At 46.0% G+C, this 19,073-nt stretch carries 16 protein-coding genes and 11 tRNA genes; 23 read left to right on the forward strand and 4 right to left on the reverse strand.

What is annotated here, in order from left to right; all coding sequences use genetic code 11:
• Positions 1-13: 13 nt before the first annotated feature.
• The 12 genes from ychF to AAEU32_RS01505 all read left to right on the forward strand — a co-directional run bounded on the left by ychF (position 14) and on the right by AAEU32_RS01505 (position 2,555).
• Positions 14-1,105 (forward strand): redox-regulated ATPase YchF, encoded by a 1,092-nt coding sequence (gene ychF / locus AAEU32_RS01450; protein ID WP_421968761.1) that lies wholly within the window; start codon positions 14-16, stop codon positions 1,103-1,105.
• 200 nt (positions 1,106-1,305) lie between these two features.
• A tRNA-Met gene (locus AAEU32_RS01455) sits at positions 1,306-1,382 on the forward strand.
• A 40-nt stretch (positions 1,383-1,422) separates the two neighbouring features.
• Positions 1,423-1,507: transfer RNA gene (locus tag AAEU32_RS01460), tRNA-Leu, on the forward strand.
• A 37-nt stretch (positions 1,508-1,544) separates the two neighbouring features.
• A tRNA-Gln gene (locus tag AAEU32_RS01465) sits at positions 1,545-1,619 on the forward strand.
• A gap of 5 nt (positions 1,620-1,624) precedes the next feature.
• Positions 1,625-1,709 (forward strand) — tRNA-Leu (locus tag AAEU32_RS01470).
• Positions 1,710-1,746: 37 nt separating this feature from the next.
• A tRNA-Gln gene (locus AAEU32_RS01475) sits at positions 1,747-1,821 on the forward strand.
• 1 nt (position 1,822) lies between these two features.
• Positions 1,823-1,899 (forward strand) — tRNA-Met (locus AAEU32_RS01480).
• A 40-nt stretch (positions 1,900-1,939) separates the two neighbouring features.
• Positions 1,940-2,024 (forward strand) — tRNA-Leu (locus AAEU32_RS01485).
• Between the two features lie 37 nt (positions 2,025-2,061).
• Positions 2,062-2,136, forward strand: a tRNA-Gln gene (locus AAEU32_RS01490).
• 5 nt (positions 2,137-2,141) lie between these two features.
• Positions 2,142-2,226, forward strand: a tRNA-Leu gene (locus AAEU32_RS01495).
• 46 nt (positions 2,227-2,272) lie between these two features.
• Positions 2,273-2,347, forward strand: a tRNA-Gln gene (locus AAEU32_RS01500).
• Between the two features lie 123 nt (positions 2,348-2,470).
• Positions 2,471-2,555 (forward strand) — tRNA-Leu (locus AAEU32_RS01505).
• Between the two features lie 230 nt (positions 2,556-2,785).
• On the opposite strand, the gene AAEU32_RS01510 is transcribed toward AAEU32_RS01505, so the two are convergent.
• The gene (locus tag AAEU32_RS01510) at positions 2,786-3,946 is read right to left on the reverse strand and encodes an FAD-dependent oxidoreductase (protein ID WP_421968762.1); all 1,161 of its coding nucleotides are present in this window, start codon (positions 3,944-3,946) and stop codon (positions 2,786-2,788) included.
• A gap of 267 nt (positions 3,947-4,213) precedes the next feature.
• Here AAEU32_RS01510 and miaB point away from each other — a divergent pair, with 267 nt between their 5' ends.
• From miaB to lnt, 5 genes are all read left to right on the forward strand, one after another.
• Positions 4,214-5,650, forward strand: coding sequence for a tRNA (N6-isopentenyl adenosine(37)-C2)-methylthiotransferase MiaB (gene miaB, locus AAEU32_RS01515; protein WP_421968763.1), 1,437 nt, complete (start codon positions 4,214-4,216; stop codon positions 5,648-5,650).
• Between the two features lie 71 nt (positions 5,651-5,721).
• Positions 5,722-6,753, forward strand: coding sequence for a PhoH family protein (locus AAEU32_RS01520; protein WP_421968764.1), 1,032 nt, complete (start codon positions 5,722-5,724; stop codon positions 6,751-6,753).
• On the forward strand, positions 6,750-7,211 hold the full coding sequence (gene ybeY, locus AAEU32_RS01525; RefSeq protein WP_421968765.1) for an rRNA maturation RNase YbeY: 462 nt from the start codon (positions 6,750-6,752) through the stop codon (positions 7,209-7,211). Before AAEU32_RS01520 ends, ybeY begins: the two co-directional genes overlap by 4 nt.
• Before the next feature lie 60 nt (positions 7,212-7,271).
• The gene (gene corC / locus AAEU32_RS01530) at positions 7,272-8,150 is read left to right on the forward strand and encodes a CNNM family magnesium/cobalt transport protein CorC (RefSeq protein ID WP_421968766.1); all 879 of its coding nucleotides are present in this window, start codon (positions 7,272-7,274) and stop codon (positions 8,148-8,150) included.
• On the forward strand, positions 8,122-9,675 hold the full coding sequence (gene lnt / locus AAEU32_RS01535; protein ID WP_421968767.1) for an apolipoprotein N-acyltransferase: 1,554 nt from the start codon (positions 8,122-8,124) through the stop codon (positions 9,673-9,675). Before corC ends, lnt begins: the two co-directional genes overlap by 29 nt.
• A gap of 106 nt (positions 9,676-9,781) precedes the next feature.
• Here the strand turns inward: lnt and bamJ are convergent, their stop codons facing one another.
• From bamJ to AAEU32_RS01550, 3 genes are all read right to left on the reverse strand, one after another.
• A complete protein-coding gene (bamJ, locus tag AAEU32_RS01540; RefSeq protein WP_421968768.1) occupies positions 9,782-10,255 on the reverse strand; it encodes a BamJ family beta-barrel-assembly machinery protein in 474 nt (157 codons plus the stop codon).
• On the reverse strand, positions 10,248-12,656 hold the full coding sequence (locus AAEU32_RS01545) for a Lon protease family protein (protein WP_421968769.1): 2,409 nt from the start codon (positions 12,654-12,656) through the stop codon (positions 10,248-10,250). The genes bamJ and AAEU32_RS01545 overlap by 8 nt, the downstream gene beginning before the upstream one ends.
• 61 nt (positions 12,657-12,717) lie before the next feature.
• Positions 12,718-13,176: a zinc ribbon-containing protein gene (locus tag AAEU32_RS01550; protein ID WP_421968770.1), complete on the reverse strand. Its 459-nt coding sequence runs from the start codon at positions 13,174-13,176 to the stop codon at positions 12,718-12,720.
• Between the two features lie 281 nt (positions 13,177-13,457).
• Here AAEU32_RS01550 and leuS point away from each other — a divergent pair, with 281 nt between their 5' ends.
• From leuS to rlmH, 6 genes are read left to right on the forward strand one after another with little or no spacing between them, the layout of a single operon-like run.
• Positions 13,458-16,040, forward strand: a complete 2,583-nt coding sequence (gene leuS / locus AAEU32_RS01555) for a leucine--tRNA ligase (RefSeq protein ID WP_421968771.1) — start codon at positions 13,458-13,460, stop codon at positions 16,038-16,040.
• Position 16,041: 1 nt separating this feature from the next.
• On the forward strand, positions 16,042-16,536 hold the full coding sequence (locus AAEU32_RS01560) for an LPS-assembly lipoprotein LptE (protein ID WP_421968772.1): 495 nt from the start codon (positions 16,042-16,044) through the stop codon (positions 16,534-16,536).
• On the forward strand, positions 16,536-17,570 hold the full coding sequence (holA, locus tag AAEU32_RS01565; RefSeq protein WP_421968773.1) for a DNA polymerase III subunit delta: 1,035 nt from the start codon (positions 16,536-16,538) through the stop codon (positions 17,568-17,570). Before AAEU32_RS01560 ends, holA begins: the two co-directional genes overlap by 1 nt.
• Before the next feature lie 15 nt (positions 17,571-17,585).
• Positions 17,586-18,230: a nicotinate-nucleotide adenylyltransferase gene (gene nadD / locus AAEU32_RS01570; protein ID WP_421968774.1), complete on the forward strand. Its 645-nt coding sequence runs from the start codon at positions 17,586-17,588 to the stop codon at positions 18,228-18,230.
• Between the two features lie 51 nt (positions 18,231-18,281).
• Entirely contained in the window at positions 18,282-18,599 is a 318-nt protein-coding gene (rsfS, locus tag AAEU32_RS01575; RefSeq protein WP_421968775.1) for a ribosome silencing factor, read from the forward strand.
• Between the two features lie 3 nt (positions 18,600-18,602).
• Positions 18,603-19,073: a 23S rRNA (pseudouridine(1915)-N(3))-methyltransferase RlmH gene (gene rlmH / locus AAEU32_RS01580; RefSeq protein WP_421968776.1), complete on the forward strand. Its 471-nt coding sequence runs from the start codon at positions 18,603-18,605 to the stop codon at positions 19,071-19,073.

Here is a 19,073-nt window from a genome sequence, read left to right on the forward strand (position 1 = left end):
AGGTAGAGATAATATGGGTTTTAAATGTGGCATCGTTGGTTTACCAAACGTTGGTAAGTCGACTCTATTTAATGCACTAACCAAAGCAGGTATTGAAGCACAAAACTTCCCGTTTTGTACGATTGAACCAAACACAGGTGTAGTTCCTGTTCCAGATGCGCGCTTAAATCAGCTGGCAGAGATTGTAAACCCACAGCGTATCCTACCTACAACGATGGAGTTTGTGGATATTGCAGGTCTAGTAAAAGGCGCATCGAAAGGTGAAGGTCTTGGTAACCAATTCCTTGCAAATATTCGTGAAACTGACGCGATTGGTCACGTTGTACGTTGTTTTGAGAACGACAACATTGTTCACGTAGCAGGCACTATTGATCCTGCTGATGATATCGACGTTATCAACACAGAGCTTGTACTTGCTGATATGGATACAGCGGACCGTGCAGTGCTACGCCAAGCTAAAAAAGCGAAAGGCGGCGACAAAGACGCTAAATTTGAAATCCAAGTGCTTGAAAAAGTAAAAGCGCATTTAGATGAAGGCTTAACACTTCGCTCATTGAGCTTAGAAAAAGAAGAAAAAGCAGCTATCAGCTACCTTAACTTTTTAACTATCAAGCCAACGATGTACATCGCCAATGTTAACGAAGATGGTTTTGAAAACAATCCACATCTAGACAAAGTGCGCGAAATCGCAGCAGCGGAAGATGCGGTTGTAATTCCAGTATGTGCTGCCATTGAAGCCGAACTTTCAGAGCTTGACGACGAAGATCGCGATGAGTTTATGGCTGACTTAGGATTAGAAGAGCCAGGCCTTAACCGCGTTATCCGTGGTGGTTACGAGCTGCTTAAGTTACAAACTTATTTCACCGCAGGCGTAAAAGAAGTACGAGCGTGGACTATTCCTGTAGGTGCAACCGCACCACAAGCTGCGGGTAAAATTCACACCGATTTTGAACGCGGCTTTATCCGTGCTCAAACGATTGCGTTTGATGACTACATCCAATACAAAGGTGAGAATGGCGCCAAAGACGCGGGTAAAATGCGTCAAGAAGGCAAAGAATATATCGTAAAAGATGGCGATGTAATGAACTTCTTGTTCAACGTGTAAAAAATTACTATCTTTAAAAGCCCGCTGCATGCGGGCTTTTTTGTTGAATAAAACGACAATGCGAGCCAATTTTTATGCGCTTAGCTTGTTTTTCAGGCAAACGATTCATCCTGAATATGTTTTTCGCAAAAAGGTGTTGACGCGCTTTCGGCATATCAGCATAATACGCCCCGCATCAGCGATGATGACAAACAAAAGTTGGCTACGTAGCTCAGTTGGTTAGAGCACATCACTCATAATGATGGGGTCCCCTGTTCAAATCAGGGCGTAGCCACCATTTTCCACTACCAAGGAGAATGAGAAAACTTTTGATTGATGCGGGAGTGGCGGAATTGGTAGACGCGCTGGATTTAGGTTCCAGTATCTTCGGATGTGTGAGTTCAAGTCTCACCTTCCGCACCATGTTCTTGATAAGAACTAAAATTATCAACCCTTTAGTTGGAGTATCGCCAAGCGGTAAGGCAGCGGGTTTTGATCCCGCCATTCCCAGGTTCAAATCCTGGTACTCCAGCCAACATTGCGGGAGTGGCGGAATTGGTAGACGCGCTGGATTTAGGTTCCAGTATCTTCGGATGTGTGAGTTCAAGTCTCACCTTCCGCACCATGTTCTCGATAAGAACTAAAACTATCGACCCTTTAGTTGGAGTATCGCCAAGCGGTAAGGCAGCGGGTTTTGATCCCGCCATTCCCAGGTTCAAATCCTGGTACTCCAGCCATGGCTACGTAGCTCAGTTGGTTAGAGCACATCACTCATAATGATGGGGTCCCCTGTTCAAATCAGGGCGTAGCCACCATTTTCCACTACCAAGGAAAATGTGAAATCTTTTAATTGATGCGGGAGTGGCGGAATTGGTAGACGCGCTGGATTTAGGTTCCAGTATCTTCGGATGTGTGAGTTCAAGTCTCACCTTCCGCACCATGTTCTCGATAAGAACTAAAACTATCGACCCTTTAGTTGGAGTATCGCCAAGCGGTAAGGCAGCGGGTTTTGATCCCGCCATTCCCAGGTTCAAATCCTGGTACTCCAGCCAACATTGCGGGAGTGGCGGAATTGGTAGACGCGCTGGATTTAGGTTCCAGTATCTTCGGATGTGTGAGTTCAAGTCTCACCTTCCGCACCATGTTCTCGATAAGAACTAAAATAATCAGCTCTTTTTGGTGTATCGTTGGAGTATCGCCAAGCGGTAAGGCAGCGGGTTTTGATCCCGCCATTCCCAGGTTCAAATCCTGGTACTCCAGCCATTCTCTAGAATCATTCTAGAAAATGTGAATGTGCCGAATAATACATTGCGATAGAGCGAATTGGCAGATGTCTTGAATTGGACGCTGGATTTAGGTTCCATATCAAAATGTAAGTAATACATCGCGGGAGTGGCGGAATTGGTAGACGCGCTGGATTTAGGTTCCAGTATCTTCGGATGTGTGAGTTCAAGTCTCACCTTCCGCACCATGTATTACCCTATTTGTGCTTCTCTTAGTTAGCCCCACCGAGTATGTCACTCTTTCCACACACAATGTGCGGGTCTTATATCAGTTTTTATACCAATTGTATTACCTTGCTAACGACTCATTCCGTATCGCTATAGCGGTCCCAAGGTGCTTGCTGACATAAAAAAGCCACTCCATTGAGTAGCTCACGATCAGATATTTATGCTGGTTGGTACCACATACTGATTGCACCTAGGTTATGCCACCCATCGCGTGCTTTAGCACTTGTTTTTTAAGCGGTCCCGCATGGTTAGCCAGAGACAAGACAGCATTTCGTAACGATTTAAGTGGTGACAGATTGTTTGAAAACCCAAAATAACACGCATCCATCATGCTCATCATAAGCAGGTTATCCCCTCGTCGCACTCGTTGATAATGCTTCAAGGCAATATCCAGTGCATCATGCTTATCTAAAGCCTCTGCCAGCGCTACAACGTCTTTAAAACCTAAATTTACGCCCTGCCCAGCTAGTGGATTAATTGTGTGCGCTGCATCCCCAACAAGGGCTAAGCGATTTCCTATGTAGGTATTAGCGTGTTGGCGAGTGAGTGGGAATACCGCTGAGGACATCACCTCAAAATCGCCCGGCAATGCGAAAAAGTGCTCTGTAATAAGTGATTTCAGAGCATCATGACTCAGCTGATTAAGCTCTTTGAGCTTTGTGCCATCGTCATACCAGATAAGATTTGCATATGGATAATGCATTGGTAAAAAAGCAATAGGACCACTTGGTTTAAATTGCTGCCATGTTTTTGTTTGCTGCGGCGCATCCAATTTGATCAGCACGCCCATGCATTGCTGCTGATATTGCCAACCCGTTACCCCTATTCCCGATAAAGTGCGAATGTGCGAACGCCCTCCGTCAGCTGCGATAACTAGATCACACTCGAATTGCTCGTCATCATAGACCAACACCGCCGCTTGTGAAGTTTGAATTAGTTTCTTAGCATGACCCTTCGGTGAACTCACCTTAATATTATGCCGCTCAAATTGAGCCCACAGGGCCGCTTGAATAAGCTTATTTTCAACAAGGTGCCCTAAGTGCGTACTGCCAAGCTCTTCACTATCAAATAGCAATTGCTCGGGTTTGTCTTCATACGCTTCTAGCTGAGTGTATTGAGCAAGACGCGTTTGTTGAAGCAACGTCATCGCCTCTAAGTCTTCCAATAGTTGCTCTGAAAAACGATTAATAGCAGAAACACGGATATCTACTTGCTCGCTGGCCAGTACACTGTGAGGGTCGATGACATGCTGCTCTATCACGGTGACGCTTAGCCCCTGCTCAGCGAGTTTCAATGCACACGCTGCGCCGACCATACCACCACCTACAACGACGACCTTGCTTACACTCATTGGCTGGTTCTCTTGTTATTTTCGTACTGAAATTATTGTAACCCAGTTCCGTGTGCAAATGGCAGCATCTCGCCTTAACTTGAGCTCCTTGTTTGATTTACAGCATTGGGGCTGGGCAAATATCAAAACTATACTTGGCTCATAGGCCGATAGCATATAAAATACGCGTCCTTTAGGCGAAGCTCAGACTCATTAGTGATGTTCGAGCATTCATATCGCTTAGTCGTGCATAGTTCAGTACCGGATTGAAAACGAGGCAATATTTCAATGAGCAAAAAGCTGCATATTAAAACCTGGGGTTGTCAGATGAATGAATATGACTCTCAGAAAATGGCGGATCTTCTAGATGATACAAATGGTTATCAACTTACGGAAGAGGCTGAAGATGCGGATGTTATTTTGCTTAACACCTGTTCAATCCGTGAAAAAGCGCAGGAAAAAGTATTCCATCAGCTTGGTCGTTGGAAGCCTCTAAAAGAGAAGAACCCTGATCTTGTGATTGGTGTAGGCGGCTGTGTTGCTTCGCAAGAAGGTGACACCATCCGTCAACGTGCGCCTTTCGTAGATATCGTATTTGGCCCACAAACATTGCACCGTTTGCCTGAAATGATTAAACAAGTGCAAGACAAAGAAGGTTCAGTGGTTGATATCACTTTCCCTGAAATTGAAAAGTTTGACCGTCTACCTGAGCCAAAAGCTGAAGGCCCAAGTGCGTTTGTATCTATCATGGAAGGCTGCTCTAAATACTGTACCTTCTGCGTGGTACCTTACACCCGTGGTGAAGAAGTAAGCCGTCCCCTTGATGATGTATTACTTGAAGTCGCCCAGCTTGCAGAGCAAGGTGTACGTGAAGTAAACCTACTTGGTCAAAACGTAAATGCGTATCGCGGTGCGACTCATGACGGTGAAATTTGCTACTTCTCTGATCTATTACGCTATGTAGCAGCGATTGATGGTATCGACCGCATTCGTTACACCACGTCTCATCCGGTTGAATTCACTCAAGACATTATTGACGCTTACGCTGATGTACCAGAGCTCGTTGATCACCTTCACCTGCCTGTACAAAGTGGCTCTGACCGCATTCTTAACCTGATGAAACGTGGTCACATGGCCATGGAATACAAATCAACCATTCGCGCATTGCGTAAAGTGCGCCCAAATATCAGTATGAGCTCTGACTTCATCATCGGTTTCCCAGGTGAAACAACCGAAGACTTCGAAGCAACGATGAAGCTCATCAATGACATTGGTTTTGATATGAGCTTTAGCTTCATCTACAGTGCACGCCCGGGTACTCCAGCGGCAGACTTGCCTGATGATGTAAGTGAAGAAGAGAAAAAGCAACGTCTTTACATTCTTCAAGACCGTATTAACCAAATGGCGCAAAAGATCAGTCGCGATATGTTTGGTACAGAGCAACGTATTCTTGTTGAGGGTCCTTCTAAGAAGAATCCAATGGAATTGCGTGGTCGCACTGAAAACAACCGCGTGGTGAACTTTGAAGGTCCGCACTCAGTGATCGGCCAGTTTGTGGACGTACGTATCACCGAGGCACTACCTAACTCACTTCGTGGTGAACTTATCCGCACTGAGGATGAGATGAATTTACGTCGTGATATCGCGCCTAGCCAGATTCTTGCTAAAGCACCAAGTGACGAGCAAACCAACGATATTGGTGTTGGCACATTCACGCCAAACTAAGTATAAAAATAATAAAGAGATATATGCCAAGGCGCTGAACTCGCCTTGACAGGCAACAACAGGAAGCAACTTTGAGTAACCAGCTGAAGAACATCGAGATTTATTTAGAACCGTCTGACAACGCACGCTTATCTTCTTTGTGCGGACCATTTGACGAGAATATAAAGCACATCGAACGTCGTCTGGGGGTAGAGATTGCTCATCGTGAGAACCTGTTCAAAATTACCGGTAAGCCGCACACTGCCAAAGCAGCAGGTGACATTCTCAAAAGCCTGTATGTGGAAACAGCTCCCGTAAAAGGCAAAGGGAAAGATATCGAACCTGAGCACGTACATTTGGCTATTATCGAAGCTGACGTGCTTGAGCAAGATGCACCTAGTGTGTGGGGGAAAGAGGTGTTTATCAAAACACGTCGTGGTGTTATCAAGCCTCGCAACCCTAATCAAAGTCAGTATGTAGCCAATATCCTTAACCATGATATTTGTTTTGGTATTGGCCCTGCGGGTACGGGCAAAACCTACCTAGCGGTGGCTGCAGCGGTAGACGCTTTAGAGCGCCAAGAAATTAGACGCATTCTGTTGACCCGCCCCGCTGTTGAGGCCGGTGAAAAATTAGGTTTCCTACCTGGTGACTTAACGCAAAAAATAGACCCTTATTTGCGCCCTCTTTATGATGCCTTATTTGAAATGCTGGGTTTTGAGAAGGTTGAGCGTTTAATCGAAAAGAACGTGATTGAAGTTGCACCACTTGCTTACATGCGTGGCCGCACCCTCAATGACGCCTTTATTATTTTAGACGAAAGCCAAAACACCACGGTGGAGCAAATGAAGATGTTCTTAACCCGTATTGGCTTTAACTCAAAAGCGGTGATCACCGGTGACATTACTCAGGTGGATTTACCACGAGGTGCTCGTTCTGGACTACGCCATGCTATTGAAGTGCTTGGTGAAGTTGATGAAATCAGCATGAACTTCTTCCAATCTCATGATGTTGTTCGCCACCCTGTGGTTGCGCGTATCGTTGAAGCCTATGAACATCATGAAGAAATTGAGCGTGTGAAACGCGCTAACAAAGAAAAAGCTAAAAAAGAGTCTGACTCATGAGTACTTACGTTGATTTACAAATTGCCTGTGAGTTCGACAACCTGCCAAGTGAAGCGCAATTTCAGCGCTGGGCGGCATTGGTATTAGACGAATTAAAGCCTGACTCTGAGGTCACGATTCGTATTGCTGACGAGCAGGAGAGCCAGAGTCTAAATCATAGCTATCGAGGCAAAGACAAGCCAACTAACGTACTGTCATTTGAATTTGATGCACCTCCTGGTGTGGAATTACCACTGGTGGGTGATTTGATTATATGTCCTCAAGTAGTATATGGTGAAGCTCTTGAGCAAGACAAAGACTTCCACGACCACTTTGCCCACATGGTGGTACACGGATGCTTGCATTTACTTGGCTATGACCATATAAATGAAAATGACGCACATATTATGGAAGCATTGGAAAAGCGTTTGCTTGCCAGTATTGATATTAGCGACCCATACAGGGACGATGAGTGTTAATCCCAATAGTGAGTGTATTCTCATTATCGGAATTAATTCAACTTGGAGCGCATAAAGCTAATGAGCGACGAAAACTCGCATAGTAGAGAGGGTTCTTCTGGTAAATCTTGGTTAGATCGTATAGCCCAGATGTTTCAGGGAGAGCCCCAAAATAAGGAAGAGCTGGCAGAAGTGATCTCAGACGCACAAGAGCGCGATCTGATCGATCCTGAAACCAAGGAAATGATTGAAGGTGTATTAGGAGTATCTGAACTCAAAGTACGCGATATCATGATCCCTCGCTCGCACATGATTACCCTTGATGTTGACCAACCTTTGTTCGACCAACTCCCGGCTATGATTGAGTCCTCGCACTCACGCTTCCCGGTTATTTGCGAGGACAAAGACCATATCGAAGGGATCTTGCTAGCGAAAGATTTGCTGCCATTACTTATGGATAAAGAAGCCGATCTTCCAGAGTTACGCGAATTATTGCGCCCAGCTATTGTTGTGCCAGAGAGTAAGCGTGCCGACACCTTACTCAATGATTTTCGCCAGCAGCGCTATCACATGGCTATCGTTATCGATGAGTACGGAGGTGTATCTGGCCTTGTAACCATCGAAGATATCCTTGAATTGATAGTCGGTGAAATTGAAGACGAGCACGATGAAGAAGAGAACCAGCAAATTAAGCAGGTCTCAAAACACGTGTATTCAGTGCAGGCACTCACCTCCATTGACGACTTCAACCAAACATTCAATACCCAGTTCGACACTAACGAAGCCGACACTATTGGCGGTATCGTGTTACACGCCTTTGGCCATATGCCAGGTCGTGGTGAAGTTATCGATATAGAGCCTTTGCAATTCAAAATTACGAACGCGGATAACCGCCGAATTTTGCAATTGCAAGTGACCTTGCCAAAATCGGATGATAGCGAAGACTCTAACGCGGCTTAAGCACCGCCTTGCAGACCCTAAAACATGGCTGGCACTGGTTGCCGGCCTTGTTTTGACCTTCTCTTATGCCCCCTTCGGCGCTTGGCCCGTTGCTTTTGCAAGCATCGCCACCCTATTTTCCTGTAGTTACACGCAACCACCCAAACGCGCGGCATGGTACGGCTTTGTGTTCGGGTTAGGCTGGTTTGGTGCAGGTGTGAGTTGGGTACATGTATCCATCGCTCAATTTGGTGGTTTACCTATCATTGCCTCGATTCTGGTGATGGCCTTACTGGTTGTTTATTTGGCACTATTCCCTGCTTTAGCAATGGCCACTGCGAACTGGCTGCATCAGCGCATTGGCTATTGGTTTGCGCCAATATTGTTAAGCATTGCCACAACAGAGTGGTTGCGCAGTAAACTCCTTACTGGCTTTCCTTGGTTATCCTTTGGTTACACTCAAACTGATGCACCGCTGAATCTATTTGCACCAATAACTGGTGAATTCGGCCTGACACTGATCGTTACAGCGATTGCCTACAGTATCTTTAGATTGGTGCAAGCACGAGCATGGCACAGCGCTGCAGCCACCGCGGTGGTGATGCTAGGCGTTGCCCTAGCGGGTCACTATCTCAATAGTGCAGAACGCGCAGACAAACACATGCGTGTTGCCTTGGTACAAGGTAACATCAAACAAAGTATGCGTTGGCAGCCTGAGAACTTTTGGCCAACCATGCTCAAGTATCAAGACATGACACGCTTACACTGGAGTGCGGACTTAGTAGTGTGGCCCGAGGCAGCAATACCCGAGTTCGAGAGCTTTGCCGGGGACTTTTTGCGCTCACTTGATAAGGCCGCCGTATTTAACGACACCGCGCTGATCACGGGGATTGTGGATTATCAGTATGACACCCGCAATGCATATAACACACTGGTGGTCGTAGGGAAGCAAAATGCCGATAGCACACAAGGCCAGTACGTGTATCTGCATAAAAACCGCTATCGCAAACATCAGTTGTTACCGATTGGCGAATTTGTCCCTTTCGAAAATCTACTGCGTCCTATCGCTCCACTGTTTAACTTACCCATGTCGAGCTTTAGCCGCGGCGAGCGCGTGCAAAATAATTTGCTTGCTAATGGTTATCGCATTTTGCCGGCTATCTGTTACGAAATTGCATTTGCTGATTTAGTACGCGAAAACTACACAAGCGAGTCAGACTTATTATTCACGGTAAGTAATGATGCCTGGTTCGGTGACTCTCATGGACCCCATCAGCATATGCAAATATCTCGCATGCGCGCGCTCGAATTGATGCGACCATTAGTGCGAGTTACGAACACTGGGGTGACTGCTGTGTATGATCCGATCACCCATGCTCAAGTCAGCCTCGAGCAATTCGTAGATGATGTATTGGTAAGTGATGTGCATCTCATCAAAGGTAACAGTGTTTACTCGCGCTTCGGACACTGGCCAAGCTGGGCTATAGTGCTTGTATTTATGGGCGTGGCGACAGTATTAGGCTACAAAAAGAAAAAGGGCGCTTAAAAGCGCCCTTCTCAAATGAGTCGTTGTTCAGCGTAAGCTCCGCTGCAACTTATTAAAATAATCAAACACCACATTCGTCATCGCTTTTCCAATACGATTGGTATGATTAACTCATGCTCAGTAATTCAACTTCAAAGACAAGCGTACTTGCAGGTTCGATAATGCCTACTCGCCTGTCGCCATAAGCTAGATGCGCAGGAATATATAACGTGGCCTTATCGCCAACATGCATATGTTGTAGCCCAAATTGCCATCCTTTAATGACTTGATTGAGTTTAAAATCAAGGGGTTGGTTACGTTTGTAGGAGCTATCAAACTCTCGCCCATCAAGCAAAGTGCCGCGGTAATGCACCCGCACTTTATCTGTCGCGCTCGGTTGCGGTGCATCTTCATTACGGCTGTGCCAACGCATATGCACACCACAATCGAGCACCTCAATCCCCTCTTCGTCTTTGTTGGTAGCGAAAAATTGTGCTTCTTTTTGCTTATTTTGTGCTGCGACTTCGCGATTTTTTAAATGCCCACGAATAGTTAACACGATCAACACCGCGATGATGATCATCAAAATAGCATTAAGCATTGTCATCTTCCTCACCGCCAACAATGGCCGCTATTGCCCGTAATCGTTCCATTGCCAGATGATGTATGCTGCCTTGTGGATACGCTCCATCGCTCAGCACTCCACACTCTTTACCTGTTAATAGGCTCAACGCCTCATCAACGCTTGAGACTGGATAGATATTAAATCGCCCCTGCTCAACTGCATCAATTACGTCTTGATTAAGCACCAAGTTCACACAGTTTGAACGTGGAATGATCACCCCTTGTTGGCCTGTTAAGCCACGCATTTGGCACAGCTTAAAGAAACCTTCAATTTTCTCATTCACTCCGCCTATGGCCTGTACTTCACCGCGTTGGTTGATAGACCCAGTTAAAGCGATACCTTGGTCAATAGGTACTTGAGTGATACTTGAAACCAAAGCGCATAGCTCAGCAAGAGAGGCACTGTCTCCATCGATATAACCATAGCTTTGTTCTATGGCAATATTAGCGCTTAGCGTAAGGCTAAAATCTTGCGCATACTTGCTACCTAAATACCCCGTAAGCAACATGACTCCTTTTGAGTGAATTGCCTTACCAAGCTCTGCTTCGCGCTCGATATCAATAACACCATCGCTGCCGGCATATACCGATGCACTGATCCGCGCAGGTGTACCAAAGGAGGTGTCCCCCACGTGCAGCACAGTTAACCCATTAACCATACCTACCGCTTGTCCCTGCGTGGCAATAAGGATATGACCCTCACGAATATCGCTCAGCATGTGCTCGCTCATTTGCCCTGTGCGGTACTCTTTACCCGCTAGTGCTTCTTGCACATGGCTAGCACTAATTTCTGCACTTTTGTCTTGGCGGGCATAAAAGCTTGCCTCAGCAATCAACTCAAGCACATCGGCAAAACGCGCTGAGAGCTTTTTCTGATGCTCTGCTTGACGGTGGCTAAAGCGCAATAGTAGCTTCATGGCATCGCAGTTAAGCTCAGTTTTAAGTGTCTCTTTGCAGTACTCCTGAACCTTAGTAATAAACTGGTACTGATACTTGTCCGAACCTGGCAGATAGTAATCAAAATCAGCCAACACCCTAAAGTGCTCCGCAAATTCCTCATCATACTCATTGAGGGCGTAATATAAGTCACGTGAACCCAGTAGAATCACTTTAACATCAAGTGGAATAAGCTGCGGGCGCAAAGTAAAGCTACTGCCTACTGAACTGTCTTGATAGGGTAAGTCATTCTTAATCTGGTGCGTTTTTAGCGATAGCTTCAAACCATCCCAGACCTGCGCATTAGACATTACTTTTTCCGCATCCATGATTAAATAACCACCATTAGCGCGGTGTAATGCTCCGGGTTGAATACTGCGATAACTGGTAACAAGCGAGCCTTGCGATGTTGAATACTCAATCTTGCCAAATAGGTTGCCAAATGTTGGGTTCGGCTCATAAATCACTGGCGCTGCATCGTCTTCTTTGTAAGGTACCAGCAAGTTAGGCGCAAAGAACTCAGTGAGCATCTCTTTGCGGTCGTACTCTTCCTCGTTCTTGTCGTTACTTTGCTCTTCGTCAAGCCACTCAAGCACGGTATCAACGAGTTCAGAGCGCAAGTCTTTCAAATACCTCAGCACACCTATATGGGTCGCATACTTGTGCTCAAGTTCTTTGAGCAATGGTTTAATCGCAGCCTCAGCGGTCGCCTTTTTAAGTTTACGCAGCGCTTCGCTGGACTCACGCTTCCATTTTGGTAACTCAATTAAAGAATCAATAAGTGCATCTTCAAGCTCACCGATTGCTTCAATAAAACGCTCTTGCGTTTGCTCATCTAATGCGCTGAATTGCTCGTCACTCAAACGTTGATTATTAACAATGGGTACAAAGCCAACATTGTTATCATCTTCTATTAATTCAACGTTATGCTGATTCGCCAACTCTTCAACCGCTGCCAGTGCGTCTTCATATTTATCTTCGAATTCACGGTCGATTGATTTCTTTTTGCGCTGATAACCCGGGTTGTCAAAAGCAGCTGGGAAGGTATCGAGAATTTCCTCGAGGATAGCATCAATATCATCAACCAGTATTTGCCCCTCGCCCGGGTTCATCAACAAGGCTATAGGCTCACGGTGATCCTGATAGTTGTTTACGTACAACCACTCACGCGGAGTTTCGCGGTCTTTGGCATGTTGTTGGAGTTTATGCTGCACTAAGGTAAAGCGTCCTAATGCAGGCTCACCCATAACATAGGTGTTATAGCCAGGCAATTGCATTCCAAGTGCAAACTCAAGTGCACTGTCAGCACGCTGCTGACCGATAAAGGAAAGCTCTTCAGGGTACGGGTGACTAAGACAAGTGCGAATGTGATTGTCGGAAATTTGTGGTGCAAGCGCATCAGCGCTCAAAGTACTAACAGCAACAGAGTTTTTTTTATTCATACTACACGTCTTATGTTGGGCTCATCATGAGCCCTTGTTATTTTGCACACTGCCTTAAGGTTTATGGTTGCAGTGCTTGACGATTAAAGTGAACGCCGCCACATTCAGGGCAAGGCTTAATTTCACTGGCATGGTAAACGTCTTCTTGGTAATGACAATTCTGGCATACTAAGGTGCCCATGGCTATCCATTCCCCACTGCGGTATACACCTTTGTGTTTAAAGTCTTGGCTGAGCGCAAGCCATTCCAATTGCGATTTGTCCTCAATATGCGCCAATTCATACCACAGCGACTCCTTGAGCTCTTCCCATGCCAGAGCATTGTAGTGCTTTTCATGTTCAATGAAGTGGTCAATATCACGCTGTAAATACAACTTGTATTGCTCATATTTATCCTTACTTAAATCCTTTAGCGCCTGCTTAGATTCAACAAAGGTTTGCACCATTTCTTTCACTTCATGGTCATTCACATCTTTGAGCCAATCACTGAACTTTGATAACCATTGACGATAATCAGCCATTTGAATTCCTTGTGAAAAATACGAGTTGATACCTTTAACTATAGACTGCTTGTGAACAATTCCATACCGCCTATTGCCATATTTATATTTTGCTTTTATTGACAATCAATGACCGCGGTTGTGAACACAAAAGAGACTGTGCTGTGCCTCACTCACGCGCAATTCATTAGCACCTCAGTCGCAACAATAAAAAAGCCCGTTGGTTGCTGTGATTAAGCATTGATTTGGGGTATGCTATCGGGCAAATTTGTCATCATTTTGCAAGAAGTCTGGAATAGTAGATGCAAGAGCAATATAACCCGCAGGAAATCGAAGCGAAAGCCCAGTCGTACTGGGACGAAAACAAGGTATTTAAAGTGACAGAGGACGACTCGAAAGAGAAGTTTTACTGTCTATCTATGTTCCCCTACCCAAGTGGTCGACTACACATGGGTCACGTGCGTAACTACACCATCGGTGATGTAGTATCTCGCTTCCAGCGCTTGCAAGGTAAGAACGTGATGCAACCTATGGGTTGGGACGCGTTTGGTCTACCGGCTGAAAATGCAGCAATCAAGAACAACACTGCACCAGCAAATTGGACATACCAAAACATCGATTACATGCGCAATCAACTTAAGTTACTTGGCTTTGGTTATGATTGGGATCGCGAAATTGCAACCTGTCACCCTGAGTATTACAAATGGGAGCAATGGTTCTTCACTAAGCTTTACGAAAAAGGCCTAGTGTACAAGAAAATGTCGACCGTAAACTGGGATCCAGTTGACCAAACTGTACTCGCTAACGAGCAGGTTATTGACGGTCGTGGTTGGCGTTCAGGTGCAATTGTTGAACAAAAAGAAATTCCACAGTGGTTCATTAAGATCACTGACTACGCGCAAGAGCTTCTTGACGACTTAGACAAGCTAGAGCATTGGCCAGAGCAGGTTCGCACCATGCAACGTAACTGGATCGGTCGTTCAGAAGGTGTTGATATCACCTTCAAGCGTGCTGATGGCAAAGGCGAGTTTAGTGTCTACACCACACGTCCAGATACCTTTATGGGGGTAACGTATGTTGCAGTTGCAGCAGGTCACCCAATTGCACAAGAAGCAGCTGCTGCCAATGCTGACGTTGCCGCATTCGTTGAAGAGTGCAAAAACACCAAGGTTGCAGAAGCGGACGTTGCAACTATGGAGAAAAAAGGTATTGCAACGGGCTTAACAGCCATTCACCCGCTTACTGGTGAAGAAGTACCAATTTGGATAGCCAACTTCGTATTGATGGATTACGGTTCAGGTGCCGTTATGGCTGTGCCTGCGCACGATCAACGTGACTTTGAGTTTGCTACTGCATACGGCCTTGAGATTAAACAAGTTATCGCAGCAAATGAAGGCGATGAGTGCGATTTATCAAAAGCAGCTTACACAGAAAAAGGGACGCTAGTTAACTCTGGCGAATTTGACGGCTTAGATTTTGATGGTGCATTCAACGCCATTGCTGACAAGCTGAGTGAACTGGGTGTGGGTGAGCGCAAAGTGAACTTCCGCCTACGCGATTGGGGTGTAAGCCGCCAACGTTATTGGGGCTCACCAATCCCTATGTTGAACAAAGAAGACGGTTCAGAACTTGCTGCGCCTGAAGATATGCTGCCTGTGCGTCTACCAGAAGATGTGGTAATGGACGGTGTAACTTCACCAATTAAATCTGATCCAGAGTGGGCAAAAGCCACAGTAAACGGTGAAACGGTTTTCCATGAAACGGATACCTTCGATACCTTTATGGAGTCTTCTTGGTACTACGCACGTTACTGCAGCCCTCGTTATGACGAAGGTATGCTTGAGCCTGGTGCTGCCAACTATTGGCTACCAGTAAACCAATACATTGGTGGTATTGAGCACGCTATCTTGCACCTTCTTTACGCGCGCTTCTTCCACAAGCTGCTGCGTGATTTTGGTCTTGTGAACTCAGACGAGCCGTTTGAGCGCCTACTATGCCAAGGCATGGTACTTGCGGAAACTTACTTCCGTAAGGACGAAAAAGGCGGTGATATCTGGATTTCACCTACCGACGTTGAAACAGAAAAAGACGACAAAGGCCGCATCATTAAAGCGTGGCACAAAGACGATGGTCAACCTGTTCAAAGCGCAGGGATGAGCAAGATGTCGAAGTCTAAAAATAACGGTATCGATCCGCAGCAGGTGATTGACCAGTACGGTGCCGATACAGTGCGTTTATTCATGATGTTTACAGCGCCACCTGAGCAAACGCTTGAGTGGTCAGACTCTGGTGTAGAAGGTGCACACCGCTTTATCAAGCGTGTATACAAATACGCGGTTGATGTGAAAAACGCAGGCTTTGTGGCACTGGATGTAGCCTCGCTTTCTAAAGAGCAAAAAGAACTACGCCGTGAGCTACATAAAGCAATCGCTAAGATCACTGATGACTTAGAGCGTCGTCAAACATTCAATACCGCAATTGCTGCCGTAATGGAGCTGTCAAACAAGTTGATCAAAGCGCCGCTTGAAAGTGATGGTGATAAAGCCGTGGCGAATGAAGCGCTCGAAGCAATGTTGATTATGCTTGCGCCTATCACGCCGCACTTATCTCACCAGCTTTGGCAAGACTTGGGTAAAGACGGTGATATCCTTGATGCGAGCTGGCCTGTTGCTGATGAATCAGCCATGGTTGAGAGCGAAAAACTTGTTGTTGTTCAAGTAAATGGCAAAGTACGTGCTAAGCTAACTTTACCAGCAGATGCAGACCAAGAAGCGGTTGAAGCCGCAGCGTTCGCAGATGTAAATGTACAGAAATTTACGGATGGACTGACAGTGCGTAAAGTAATCTACATCAAGGGTAAAGTACTTAACGTGGTGGCGAACTAAAATGTTCGCCGCATCTCGCACTACCCTCGCGGTTATAATCAGTTGCTTAGTGCTTGCACTAAGCGGCTGTGGCTTTCACCTAAAACGAGCGTCAGATTTACCGGCCGACTTGATGGTCATGGAGGTCACTGCGACAGACCCTAATTCAGCGTTATTAGAGAGGCTCATTACTGAGCTCGAGATCAGCAATGTGCAGGTGAATAAAAACCTCAGAGCAAATTCACCCACGCTGACACTCAAGTCAGATGCGCTAGATAGACGGGTATTATCGTTATTTAAAAACGGTCAGGTTGCCGAGTATGAGCTTATTTACTCAGTCTCGTATCGCATTGAGCGTGCCGGTGACAAGCCGATTGACCAATTTTTTGAGTTGTATCGCAACTATCAAGACGACCCAGACAACGCACTCGCTAAAGCAAATGAAATGAACATTTTGCTCGACGAGTTACGTAAACAAGCAAGTCGTCGTATCGTGCGGGAGCTAGCTCAACTGTAATGCGCATATATGCCAATCAACTACCACAACAACTGCAAAAAGGCCTCGCTCCTTTTTTTATGGTGTTCGGGGAAGAGCCTTTCCAAGTCAGTGAATGTATTGGACAAATAAGGCAGTGTGCCAAAGCACAAGGTTTTGATGAAATCATCAAGCTGACCCCAGGCGCGCAGTTTGATTGGCAAGAAGTGGATGCTCATTACCAAAGCATGTCATTGTTCAGCGCACTCACCCTAATTGATATCGATTTGGCGGGCCACAAACCTGGCAAAACGGGTGCTGAGCATTTAAAAAAATATGCGCAAGACCCAAACCCTGATTGCGTCATCGTTATTCATGGCGCAAAAGCATCACAAGAGATTCAACGCAGTGCCTGGTTCAAGGCATTAGATAAAAACGGCGTATTCGTGCCGTGTTATCCACTTACAGGTAATCATCTGAGACGTTGGCTAGATGGCCATTGTCGGCGCTTAAATCTCAACCTTGATAATGACGCTAAACAAGTCCTCCTCGACACCACAGAAGGCAACTTACTGGCCTGTCATCAAGAATTAGAAAAACTGTCCTTATTGTTTGGCCAGCGCGCGATTAATGGCCGCACCTTGCTTGGTATGTTATTAAATCAAAATCGCTTTGATATATTCGACCTAGCCAATGCGGTGTTAAGCGGTGACGCTGACAAAGCCATGCAGGTATTACAGCGTTTGCAAAACGACAACACCGAAGCCACGGCCATTGCGTGGGCGCTGACCAAAGAAGCGCAACAACTGCAAAAGTTACAGTCGTTGCAAAGCTCTGGCATGTCATTTGATGCCGCCTGTAAGCAGCTCGCCATTTGGAAAAACCAACAGGGGCTATACAGCCAAGCGTTGCATCGCATCAATGGTGCACACATACACACTATTTTGGATTTGTTGGCGCAATTTGACAGTGCCTACAAAAGCGGAAGACTTACCTCACCCTATCCTATGCTAGCGCACATTAGTGTGAGCTTTTGTCGCTCATTGGAATTTGCTGCTCCTTGCTTCGAGGACTAGGTCTAAGGAATAGTTATGCTGTTATTCGGTGGTACTTTTGATCCCGTGCACAACGCCCACCTCAATATGGCACATCAATGCCTGCAACACTTTAGTGAAGATGTACTTTATTTGATGCCTAATCGCGTGCCTGCGCACAAGCGTGACAGTGGTATTCGCAACGAAGACAAGTTAGCGATGCTCAAACTAGCAATCACCCACTATCCGCAATTTGTTATTGATGAGCGCGAGCTCAATCGCCAAGGTCCATCTTATTCACTGCTGAGCTTACAAGAAATACGTGCTGAACTTGATGAGCAAGGCAGACATCAAGAATCAATCTGTTTTTTACTGGGCATGGACTCATTTAATAGCTTCGATACATGGTATCAGTGGCAAGATATTTTAAAGCTGTGCCATTTAGTGGTGTACCAGCGCCCTCATGAGGTCTTATGTGTAAGTGAAACGCTTAAACGCTACCTCAATGGCAATCAGTGCGAAGATGTACATAAATTGCGGTCAACGCCCGCAGGCTTGGTGCATTTTTTAGCTGGGCCACAGCGCAGCGAGTCATCCACTGATGTTCGAGGGCGTCTTAAAGCAGGGCTTGATTGCTCGGCCCTTATTCCTGATGCCGTAAACCAATATATCCTTGATAAGCGCCTGTATATAGGCGTGTAAAAGTGTTAATATTATCTGCTTGAAAATACTTAATTGAACAGAGAGTTTATTTTGCAAACCAACGAACTTCTTGACTTTGCATTAGACAAAATTGACGACATGAAAGCGCGTGACGTGATCACTCTAGACGTACGCGAAACATCCAGCATCACAGATTACATGGTGGTGTGCTCAGGTAATTCTAAGCGCCAAGTACAGTCTATTGCCGCGCACCTTGCCAAAGAAGCAAAAGAGCACAACCTCCACGTTATTGGCCAAGAAGGTCAAGACGTAGGTGAGTGGGTATTGGTGGACTTAGGTGATGTTGTTGTACACGTAATGCAAGACGAAACGCGTGACTTCTACCAACTAGAGAAACTTTGGGGTTAAGCTTTGAAGATTCAATTGGTTGCAGTTGGCACCAAAATGCCTGCTTGGGTTGAAGCAGGCTTTAGCGAATACCAGCGCCGTTTTCCCAAAGACATGGCCCTAGAGTTAATCGAGATCCCCGCAGGAAAGCGCGGTAAAAATGCCGATATCAAACGCATTTTACAGCAAGAAGGTGAGCGCACCCTTGCAGCAATTCCCAAAGGCAACCGCATTGTTACCCTTGAAGTAACAGGCAAAGCTATGGATACGCATCAGCTCGCCAAAGCCATGGAGAAATGGCAGCTAGATGGGCGTGACGTTAGCTTACTGATCGGTGGCCCCGAAGGATTGGCACCCGAGTGCGTAGCGCGTTCAGAGCAAAAGTGGTCATTATCAAATTTAACCTTGCCACACCCGCTAGTGCGCATTATTGTAGCTGAGAGCCTTTATCGAGGCTGGAGCTTGAATAATAACCATCCTTATCATCGAGAATAA

Origin of the sequence: Pseudoalteromonas maris, from assembly GCF_049257235.1 — a bacterium.
Classification (GTDB): domain Bacteria; phylum Pseudomonadota; class Gammaproteobacteria; order Enterobacterales; family Alteromonadaceae; genus Pseudoalteromonas.